Annotated in this window: 2 protein-coding genes; both read right to left on the bottom strand. The window is 79.8% G+C overall.

Annotated features, from left to right (window positions below; genetic code table 11):
- A partial coding sequence (locus IDM29_RS16140) for a hypothetical protein (RefSeq protein WP_223148421.1) occupies positions 1–1,054 on the bottom strand: 1,054 nt, incomplete at its 3' end.
- Positions 1,051–2,896 (bottom strand): FtsX-like permease family protein (locus IDM29_RS16135; RefSeq protein WP_188037786.1); only part of this gene is annotated, 1,846 nt, incomplete at its 5' end. The genes IDM29_RS16135 and IDM29_RS16140, both read right to left, overlap by 4 nt.

Here is a 2,896-nt window from a genome sequence, read left to right as displayed (position 1 = left end):
CGAGCACGCCGACGAGCACCACCGCCGCCTGCGCGCCCGCGGCGCCGACGCGCGCCGCGGCCGCCCGCAGGACGGTGTCCAGGGTCGTCGTGACCGTCGGACGCGGACCCGGCACGGCGAGCGCCTGCGGCGCGGCCTCGGCACCCCCCGCGAGCTGCGCGACCGTCTCGAGGCCCGCCAGGTCGAAGGCCTCGGCGCGCGGCGGGAAGGTGATGGACCGCGAGACCCCGGACGGCGAGGCGAGCAGGGCGACCCGCGCGTCGGGGACCGACGTGACCGACAGGTAGGCACCGACCGTCGTCGTGAGGCCCGCACCGCTGCCTCGCACGACCGGCTCGAGCATGCCCCGCACCCCGGACCAGACGGGGTCGCGCGGGTCCTGCGCACGGAAGATGCCGGTCACCGTGACGTCGAGCGGGACCCGGTCCGGACCGGCCACGGTCAACGGCTCGCCCGCCCGCGCGCCGAGCAGCTCGGCGACCGGCGCCGCGAGGCCGACCTCGACCGGCCACGCCTCCGGTCCGCCCGCGCTCAGGTCGCCGCCGCGGGAGCTCCCGGGCGCGACGCCCTCGACCCACTCGACGCCCGGCTCCCCGTCCCGCCAGGTGTAGGCCATCCGCATCAGGGCCTCGCCGCCGCCCGGGAGGGCGGCGTGCAGCTCGGCCGTCGAGACCGTGGCGACGGGCGGGCCGAGGACGGCGACCAGCTCCGCGGGCAGCGCGTCGGCGATCTGGGCCGCGAGGTCCGGCAGCTGCTCGCCCGTGCTCGGGTCGCGGCCGGTCTCCACGGCGCGCTCGGGCAGGCGTGCCGAGACGGTGAGGCCGGCCGTGGCGGCCCCGGCGACGGCCGTCCGGACGGTCTCGTCCGCGACGCGCGTGAGGAGCCGGGGCGCGGCGTCGGCGAGCAGCAGCGTCAGGACGAGCGCCACCGCGACCAGGGCCAGGGGTCGGACGTCCGACCGCGACGTGCGCAGCTGCGCGTCCCACGCGGCGCCGAGGCGCGGGAGGCGTGCGCGGCCGGGCCGTCGGTGCCCATGCCCTGCGGGCGCCCTCATGGGGCCGCGTCCATGCGCAGGTGGGTGGCACCCGCGCGGCGCACCGCCGCCGCCGCGACCGGCACCACGACCGCCGTCGACCCGAGCACGAGCACCGCCACGGCCACCGCCAGCGCGGTGGCCGGCCACACGAGGACGGCGTCGGGCACGGGCCGTTCGCCGGTGCTCGAGACCACCAGGAGCGGCGACGTCAGCCAGGAGACGACGGCGCCCACCACCGTCCCGGCGAGCACGGCCACCAGCGACGTCGCCGCGTGCTCGAGCACGAACGCGGACAGCACCGAGCGACGGGACAGGCCGAGGCCGAGCAGGCGCGCGACCTCGACCGCCCGCGCGCCGACGGCCGCGGCGACCCGCGCGGCCGTGCCGAGGAGCGCGAGCACGATCCCCGCGACCAGGAGCACGGCCGTCCCCAGCCGCAGGACGCGCGGCAGCGGGCCGTCGTGGAGCTCCGCCGCGGTGCCCTCGTTCGTGACCGCGCGTCCCAGGCCGGCGTCGGCGACCGCCTGCGTCGCCGCCCGGGGGTCCGGCACGTCGGCGACCCACCACCGGTCGGTGAGGCCGGCGAGGTCGTGCCTGCCCAGCAGGGCGCGTGCCAGCGTGGAGCGGTCGGCCAGGACGGCGGGTCCGTCGGACACCGCGGGGAGGTAGGGCACGACGGACGCTACGACGGCGTCGACCGCCGAGAGACCCACCGTGACGGACAGCCTCGACCCGGGCTCGAGACCCAGCCCGTCCGCGAGCGCGCGGGTGACGACGACGGGCAGGTCCGTCACCGGCGGGCCGGCGACGACCAGCAGGTCCCCGCCCTCCCACAGGACGCCCACGGGGGACACCGAGGCGGTCGCGGTCAGGACGACGCCGTCGGCGCCGCCCTGCTGGCTCGCGGCGGCGTTACGGACCACCTGGAAGTCACCCGGCTCCCGCGCACCGGACCACTGCGCCGGCCCGGCCCCCTGCGAGGTGGACGCCCCGACGAGCTCCACCTCGACCGCGGTCCGCGCCGTGCGGTCCGTCGCCGGGGGGTCCGCACCGTCGGCGAGGGTGAGGGCGAGCCGCACGGCCACGACGTGCAGCGGGGCGGCGACGGCTGCGCCACCGGGCCCCCCGCCGGGCCCCTCACCCGGCGGCTCGCCGAGCGCGACCCGGACCTCGTGCGTCCGGCCGTCCAGGGGCACCGGCGCGCCCGCGAGCACCGCCTGGTCCCCCCACCGGTCCTGCACGACCAGCGACGGCGCCGCGAGCAGCGTCGTCGTGTCCCGGACCGTGCCGGTCAGGCGCACGCGCAGGTCGTCGGTCACGGGGAGGAGCACCGGGGCCGGGGAGTCACCGGTGGGCGCCGCACCCGCGGTCGCCTGGGACCACGTCGTGCCGGGCGGCGGGCGGCCCACCTGCAGCCCGGGTCCGGCGAGGTCGACCGCGAGCAGCTGCGCCGGCTCCCCCGCCTGCTCGCCCCCCGCCCGCGACCCGAGGCCGACCGGCCGCTGCAGCACGGCCGACGGCGTCCCGCCCGTCGCCTCGGCGAGGGCGGGTCCGGCGCTGAGCGGCGCGAGCTCCGCCGACGTGACGACGAGCTCCGCGCCCACCTGGGCACCGGCCTGGTCCTGCTGCGACCGCGCCCAGGTCGCCTGCCCGGTGAGGGCGAGCACGGTCGCGGCGCTCGCGAGGACGAGGAGGAAGGAGCCCGCGCCCGAGTGCCGCCGTCGTGCGACGTCCCAGGCCGCCAGCGGGACCACGAGGCGGCGCGAGCGCGCCGCGTGGCGCTCCGCGAGCGCGGCGACGCGCGGGAGCAGGCGCAGCGCGAGTGTCGCGCCCGCGACCAGGCACAGGACCGGCGCGGCG

This window comes from Actinotalea sp. JY-7885, from assembly GCF_014525465.1.
GTDB lineage: Bacteria > Actinomycetota > Actinomycetes > Actinomycetales > Cellulomonadaceae > Actinotalea.
Note: the sequence above shows the minus strand (reverse complement) of the source record. Positions and strands in the feature narration are given on the sequence as shown.